The 7,038-nt window shown below is 70.4% G+C and carries 6 protein-coding genes; 1 reads left to right on the forward strand and 5 read right to left on the reverse strand.

What is annotated here, in order from left to right:
- Nucleotide 1: 1 nt before the first annotated feature.
- The 5 genes from ACFPZ3_RS30685 to selB all read right to left on the reverse strand — a co-directional run bounded on the left by ACFPZ3_RS30685 (nt 2) and on the right by selB (nt 6,131).
- A complete protein-coding gene (locus ACFPZ3_RS30685) occupies nt 2-751 on the reverse strand; it encodes a formate dehydrogenase accessory protein FdhE domain-containing protein (protein WP_379517757.1) in 750 nt (249 codons plus the stop codon).
- Entirely contained in the window at nt 751-3,174 is a 2,424-nt protein-coding gene (gene fdnG / locus ACFPZ3_RS30690; protein ID WP_379517758.1) for a formate dehydrogenase-N subunit alpha, read from the reverse strand. Before fdnG ends, ACFPZ3_RS30685 begins: the two co-directional genes overlap by 1 nt.
- A 12-nt stretch (nt 3,175-3,186) precedes the next feature.
- Nucleotides 3,187-3,762 carry a hypothetical protein gene (locus ACFPZ3_RS30695; RefSeq protein WP_379517759.1) on the reverse strand — a complete coding sequence of 192 codons (576 nt, stop codon included), beginning with the start codon at nt 3,760-3,762 and terminating at the stop codon, nt 3,187-3,189.
- 78 nt (nt 3,763-3,840) lie between these two features.
- Nucleotides 3,841-4,317: a hypothetical protein gene (locus tag ACFPZ3_RS30700; protein ID WP_379517760.1), complete on the reverse strand. Its 477-nt coding sequence runs from the start codon at nt 4,315-4,317 to the stop codon at nt 3,841-3,843.
- Nucleotides 4,314-6,131 (reverse strand): selenocysteine-specific translation elongation factor, encoded by a 1,818-nt coding sequence (gene selB / locus ACFPZ3_RS30705; RefSeq protein WP_379517761.1) that lies wholly within the window; start codon nt 6,129-6,131, stop codon nt 4,314-4,316. Before selB ends, ACFPZ3_RS30700 begins: the two co-directional genes overlap by 4 nt.
- A 107-nt stretch (nt 6,132-6,238) precedes the next feature.
- Here selB and ACFPZ3_RS30710 point away from each other — a divergent pair, with 107 nt between their 5' ends.
- Nucleotides 6,239-6,778, forward strand: coding sequence for a hypothetical protein (locus ACFPZ3_RS30710; protein ID WP_379517762.1), 540 nt, complete (start codon nt 6,239-6,241; stop codon nt 6,776-6,778).
- Nucleotides 6,779-7,038 lie beyond the last annotated feature (260 nt).

Genomic DNA, 7,038 nt, shown 5'->3' on the forward strand with positions numbered 1-7,038 from the left:
CTCAGAACCCCATCAGGTTGGGCGTGATCTTGGTGTAGCCCTGGTCGGCCAGGTGCAGGTCGATCGGCACCGCGGCCAGCTCGTCCACCCGCGGCACCGCCCTGGGATCCTGGCCCAGGTCGACGTCGATCAGGTAGCGGTGGCAGGTCTGGCAGGACTCGGCGCGGAGGTGCGGGAAGACCGCGTCGCCTGACGGGGTGACGCGGCCGACCTGGGGAGACTTGAGCCGGGCTTCGGCGTGGACCGTGCGTTTGCCGTTCTCGCCGCAGTTCGGGCAGGTGGTGGCGGAGAAGTTCCATTCATCCGGGCATCTGGCGCAGGCCAGCATGCGCCGGCCGCTGACCAGCGGGTCCTCGCTCGCCGTGCGGAAGCTGACCTGCGGCGGTCCTCCGCAATGAGGACACTTCCCCGTCTTCTCCTCGCCCTGTCCCTTCTTGACGGGGACGACGCGCATCGTGGCGCGGGCGACGTACCGCTCGATCGGGGTGAGCTCCTCCTCCGCCAGCCACGCGGCCAGCAGCCCGTCGTGCACCTTCGCCCCGGTGATCGCGTCGGCGAGCGGGCGCGGCCCGGCGGTCGCGGTGGCCGTCAGGACCCGGGGCAGGACGTGCGCCGCCGCCCACTCCAGCGCCCCCTTTTCGGGAACGGCGGCCGACTCCCACACCTCCACCAGCGCCAGGTAGAGCCCGAAGATCTCCGCGGCGTGCGGATAGCGCTCCCGCAGCTCCTCGGCCCGCTCCCGCCCGTACATCAGAGCTTCTCGATGTTGACCAGGAACGCCTTGTACTCCGGCGTCCGCGCGCTGGCATCCCCCACGAACGGGGTCAGGGCGTTGGCCAGCCAGTGTTGCCCCGTGTTGATCCCGACGAACCCCCAGTGGATCGGGATGCCGATCTGGTAGACCCGCCTGCCGTCGATCTCCAGCGGCCCGAGCCGTCTGGTCACCACCGCCCGCACCTCCAGCTTGCCGCGCATGGACGACACCCGCACCCGGTCGCCCGTCTTGATGCCCTTCTCCTCGGCCAGCTCGGCGGGCACCTCGACGAACGCCTCCGGCTGCAGCTGGACCAGGTGCTCGACGTTCTGGGTGACGTAGTGCTCGTGCTCGGTGAGGCGGTAGGAGGTGGCGACGTACGGGAAGTCGGCGACGGTGCCGAAGCGGTTGGGGCGTCCGGCGCGCTCGTCGTACCTGAAGGCCGCGGGGGTGGCCGAGACCTGGGGGTGCAGCGGGTTGGCGATGGGCGACTCGATGGGCTCGTAGTGCTCGGGGAACGGCCCGTCGGCCACCGCGTTGCTGAACAGGCGGCCGACGCCCTCGCCGGTCATGATGAACGGCAGCGGCGCGTCCGGCCCGGGGGCGGCCGCCGCCGGGTAGTCGGGCACGTCGCCCACCCACTGGCCGTTGACCCAGGCGATTCCGGGACGTTCGGGGTCCCAGGGGCGGCCGTTCTCGTCGGCGGAGGCGCGGTTGTAGAGGATGCGGCGGTTGGCGGGCCAGCTCCACGCCCAGTTCGGGTAGAGGCCCATGCCGGTGGGGTCGTTCCTGGCCGGGTCCTGCACGCCGTCGCGCCGCTTGGCCAGGTTGCCGGCCTCCGGGTAGTGGCCGGTGTAGATCCAGTCTCCCGCGCTGGTGGTGCCGTCGTCCTTGAGGTCGGCGAAGGTCATCAGCCGCTTGCCGCTCCTGAGGTCCCGGCCGTTGATCTCCTGCGCGATCTCGTCCAGCTCGGGCTTCCCCGGGTTCCGGTACGGCAGCATCAGCTTCAGCACCGGGTCGGGGAACGTGCCGCCCTGGGACCGGTAGAGATCGCGTACCCGCTGGAAGAGCTCCGAGAGGATCCAGTGGTCGTGCCTGCCGTCGCCCTCGGGCGGCAGCACCTGCTCCTTCCACTGCACCCAGCGGCCGCTGTTGGTGAACGAGCCGTCCTTCTCGATCCAGTGGGTGGCGGGCAGCATGAACACCTCGGTCTGGATCTTGGCCGGGTCCATGCCGGGGGCCTGCCAGAACTCCGAGCTGGTGGTGGCGAACGGGTCCATGACGCACAACCACTTGAGCTTCGCCAGCGCCTGGAGCACCTGGTTGGAGTCGGGGCCGATGCTGGTCGCGGTCATCCCGGACAACATGACGCCCTGCATCTTGCCCCTCAGCGCCTGGTCGAAGATCGAGATCCAGGAGGCGTTGGCGGCCGGTTTGGGCAGGTAGTCGAAGGCGAACTCGTTGTCCTTCGTGGCGGCGTCGCCGTACCAGGACTTGAGCAGGCTGACCAGGAAGGGGCGGTAGTTCTCGCCGAAGAAGTTCACCGCTCTGGGGTGCTGTTTGACGCTGGCGCTCTCCCCTACGTACGCCTTGATGTCCTTCTGTCCGGGAGCCGGGATCCTCAGGTAGCCCGGCAGGATGTCCCAGGAGATGGCGTGGTCGGTGTTGCCCTGGATGTTGGCGTGGCCGCGTTCGGCGTTCATGCCGCCGCCGGGGCGGCCCATGTTGCCGAGCAGCAGTTGCAGGATGGCTCCCGAGCGGATGAGCTGCACGCCGGTGGTGTGGTGGGTGAGGCCGACGGCGTACACGATGGTCATGACCTTGTCCGGCCGTCCCATCTCGCCGACCTGCCTGGCGACCTGCAGGAACTGCTCGCGCGGGATGCCGGTGATGCGGGCCACGGTGTCGGGGTCGTAGCGCTGGTAGTGGGCGCGCAGCAGGTTGAGCACGGAGCGCGGGTGGTCGAGGTCGATCCTGGCGTGGCCGTCCCCATCGGTCTCGTACGCCCACAGCTTGGTGTTGTAGACGCCCTGTTCGCTGTCGAAGCCGTTGAACATGCCGTCCTTGAACGCGTACCCCTCCTTGACCACGAACCCGGCGTTGGTGGCCCAGCGCACGTAGTCGTCGTGATGGAGACGATTGGCCAGAACGTAGTTGATGAGCCCGCCGAAATAGGCGACGTCGGTGCCCGTCCTGATCCTGATGTAGGTGTCCGCCACCGCCGACGTCCGCGTGAACCGCGGATCCGCATGGATGATCTTCGCGCCCCTGTCGAGCTTGGCGCGCATCAGCCAGCGGAAGCCCACCGGATGTGCCTCGGCGGGGTTGGCCCCGTTGACCAGGATGAGATCGGCGTGCCTGATGTCACGCCAATGGTTGGTCATGGCCCCTCGGCCGAACGTGGCAGCCAAACTGACCACCGTGGGACCGTGTCAAACACGGGCCTGTTGTTCGAGGTGAACCAGGCCCAGCCCCCTCATCAGTTTCGTGGCGAGATATCCCTCTTCCGAGCTGAACGCCGCCCCGCCGGCGAAGGCGATGCCCTCGCAGCGGTTGACGACGTTCCCGTCGGCGTCCTGGGTGACGAACGTGGCATCACGCGACGCCTTGATGTTCCTGGCCAGGCGGTCGAGCGCGAACTCCCAGGAGACCTGCTTCCACTCGGCCGCTCCTGGCGCGCGGTAGAGCGGATGCGCCACCCGCCTCCGCGAGACCGCGAGCTGCAGCGACGTGGCTCCCTTGGGACACAACGTCCCCTCGTTGACCGGGCTGTCCGGATCGCCCTCGATCTGCAGCAGCTCCGTCCTACCGCCCGCCGCCTTCTTCGTGTACGCGACGATCGAGCACCCGACCGCGCAGTACGGGCAGAGCGAGTGGGACAGCGTGGCCCCCTCGATGCGCAACCGCTGCTTGACGCTGATCGACGCGGTCAGATCGAACCCCAGCGCCGAACCGCCCAGCACACCCACCGGGCCGATACTCAGGAACCGCCGTCGGCTGACCTCCATGCCGGACTCCCCTCAGCTCCAGCCGTGGGTACCGTCTCTTCACCGTATGATCCGGCCGTCCCATCGTCCAGACCCTTTTCATCCCTGCGCGAGTTGGAGGTCGTGCCGGCCGCCGGGGTCGTCGGGGTTGCGCAGGAGGTCGAGCAGCCGGGGGTCGGCGGGCACCAGCACTCCATGGTCCCCCCGCTCACCCGCCTGCCTCAACGTCTCCCGCCACGCCGCCCGCCCGCTCGGCACCGCCACCGGCACCCACCTGCCGCCCTCGGCCGTGCTCTCCCCTGGGCCGGTGATCAGCACGAGCCGCCCCCTGCTCAGCCGCTCCACCGTCTCCAGCGCGTGCTCGTCGCAGTCCCGAACGACGGCCACGACCAGCATCGATCGGTACGTGACAGCGGCCAGCGCGGCCGCCAGTGTGAGCGGATCCAGCACGGGCTTCGCGCCATGCTCCACCCAGAGGGCATCGGCCCCGGCGGCCTCGAACGCCACCGCTTCGGAAAGCCACTCCCCCGGGTCACCCTGCGGCCTGGGCAGCACGACCCCAACCTTGACCGTCATGACGTCTCCACCATCCGTAACCGGTCGTCGATGCGGCGTGTGAGGTGGAGCCGGTCCAGGTGCTCCAGCAGCGGGATCACGACGCGGCGGTTCGTGCCGAGCGCGGTGCGCGCGTCGCCGGCCGTGAACGGCTGCGGCAGCCCCGCCAGGATCCGCACCGCGTCGGCATCGGCCCCCGGCAACAACAGGACCCCATCGGCGAGCCGCAACACCAGCCCCGCCCGCGCGGCCAGCGCCACCACCTGCCGCGTGAGTCCCAGCTCAGGCAGCCGCGCCGCCTCCGGCGCCTGGTACGGCTTCCCGGCCATCTCGTCCCGCAGCCGCTCGACCGCCTCCGTCACCGCGTCAGGCACGCCCCCCGCGTCGATCCGCCCATCGGCCACCCGCAGCGGCGGGCGCGCCTTGACCAGCTCCTCGACGAGTTCGCGTGCCGGTAGGCCGAGAGCGGTCCTGGCGGCGTCCACCGGAACGCCCGGCTCCTCTGCCACGATCGCCCCCAGCCGCTCCGCCAGCTCCTTCCACAGCCCGCCGTCCACCAGCCAGTCCCCCGCGCCGGGCGCCTCCAGCTGACGAGGATCGAGCCCCATCGCGGCCAACTCGGACCGCCGCACGACTCCACGCCAGCCGAGCACGGTAACGGCATCAGGCAAGACGGAGCCCTCCGATCGAGTCTCAGCTGAGACGAACGGCGCCAGTTCGGCCGCCCGTCCGGCCGCCGCGCCTCTGCGGCGAAGCGCCGGGGGCCGCACATCGAGCACCAGCACGCCGGCGATCGGCTGCCCGGAGCACCGCAGCAGCGCCCGGTCACCGACGCGCAGCGGCAGCGGCCTCGCCAACGTCAGGCGCGCCGCCCTCGTACTCAAGCCACCGGCCCCGAGGGCACGCACCTTCACCGGCACCGAAGCCGACCCGATATGAAGCACGGCCTCCCGCGGCACACCCCCGCCACCACTGCCCATCGCGACCCCGCCACCAGCCCCGGCCCCGGCCCCGGCCCCAGTTCCAGCCCCAGCCCCAGCCCCAGCCAGGCGTACGTCAACCACTCCGCTCTCCACCCAAGCCCCGGGCGTGAGCAACGTCTTCCCCCGGGCCACCCGCTCGCGCTCGACCCCCCGCAGATTGACCGCGACCCGGGCCACGGCCCCGGCCTCCTCCACCGGCTCCTCCATCACCTGCAACGCCTTGACCCGCACCCGCTCCCCATCCAGATCGAGCACGTCCCCGGCCCTGATCCTCCCGGCCGCCAGCGTGCCGGTGACCACCGTCCCGGCTCCTTTGACGGTGAAGGCCCGATCGATCCAGAGCCGTACCGGAGCCATGGGGTCGGGCGGCGGTAGTGAGGACACCAGCAGGTCGAGCCCGCGCCGGAGGTCGTCGACCCCTTCCCCGGTCCTGCCGCTCACCATGACCGCCGGCCAGGACACCCGCTCCCTGGCCTCCTCCAGCGCCAGCGCCGGATCCATCAGGTCGCACCGGGTCACCACGAGCAGCCCCCGCCGCACGCCGAGCGCCTCGATCGCCTCCCAGTGCTCCTGCGACTGCGCCTGCCACCCCTGGTCCGCCGCCAGCACGAACATCACCGCCGGCACCGGCCCCACCCCGGCGAGCATGTTGGTGACGAACCGCTCATGCCCCGGCACGTCCACGAACGCCAGCCTGCGCCCCGAGGGCAGCGTGGTCCAGGCGAAGCCGAGGTCGATGGTCATGCCACGGCGGCGCTCCTCGGCCCAGCGGTCGGGCTCGATGCCCGTCAGCGCGCGTACCAGCGTGGACTTCCCGTGGTCGACGTGCCCGGCGGTGGCGATCACGTACATACCGGCTCCTCGCGGGAACTTCACGATATGCCACGCTCAGCACGTGTGGGCGGCGATGTTACGTTGGCAGGAGGTATGCCCGACACCTGTGAAGGACGTGGTCTTCCATGCTCTACCTGTTCGGCTTCGAGCAGCTCGGCGTGGCCGTGAGCGACATCTACTTCGTCGACCCCGAGCCCGAGCCCGGCCAGGAGGGGGCCGAGCGAGGGGTACGACTCGAGCTACGACGGCTGGAGTCCGGGGAGCTCAAGGGCTCGATCTACTCGGCCCGCCCCATCACCGTCGATCAGCCGATCTGGCGAGTCGACCTGCTGGAGTCGGTCTCCTCGGCACCGGGCAGCTTCGACCGCACCCATCACCACCCGGGCGTCAACGGGTGGGAGCCGGGGCGGCGGGTGTTCGACGAGCGCTTGTCGAAGGAGCCGCTGAAGTGGCTGCAGGAGCGGCTGGCCGACCCGGAAGCGGTGCTGGCACAGGCCGGGGTCGGACTGGACGAGGTCAGCCCCGGCGACGTGACGGGCCTGCGCGAACGTGCGCCGGAGATCGTGGAGGCCGTCGCCCGCCTGCTCGACACCGTACGAACCGAAGCCTTGAGCGCCCCGGCCGGCAGCGAATCAGCCACCAGCGTCCGTGCGAGCTGGCTCTGACGCGTGTCCTCGGCTCCGCGTACCGCCTGCTTCAAGCGCTCGCTGCGGCCTGATCAAGTCGCGTGCGAGCCGGAAGACAAAGCACCTGTCACACCCGCAGAACGGTGACCTGGCGGCCGGATGGTGTGGTCGCCTGCTCGAAAGCGCCTCGTTCCTTCCATGGCGGGGCTTCGGGGCGCCGGTCGAAGATCACCAGTGCGCCGGTGGGGAGGGTGAGGCGGTCCAGGTAGCGGTCGAGTTGCGCGAGGCCGTCGGGCATC

The organism is Nonomuraea insulae (assembly GCF_042656245.1).

Coding starts and splice junctions, on each gene's coding strand:
- ACFPZ3_RS30685 (WP_379517757.1), bottom strand. CDS start 751: ATGTACGGGCGGGAGCGGGCCGAGGAGCTGCGGGAGCGCTATCCGCAC.
- ACFPZ3_RS30695 (WP_379517759.1), bottom strand. CDS start 3,762: ATGGAGGTCAGCCGACGGCGGTTCCTGAGTATCGGCCCGGTGGGTGTG.
- ACFPZ3_RS30700 (WP_379517760.1), bottom strand. CDS start 4,317: ATGACGGTCAAGGTTGGGGTCGTGCTGCCCAGGCCGCAGGGTGACCCG.
- selB (WP_379517761.1), bottom strand. CDS start 6,131: ATGTACGTGATCGCCACCGCCGGGCACGTCGACCACGGGAAGTCCACG.
- ACFPZ3_RS30710 (WP_379517762.1), top strand. CDS start 6,239: ATGCTCTACCTGTTCGGCTTCGAGCAGCTCGGCGTGGCCGTGAGCGAC.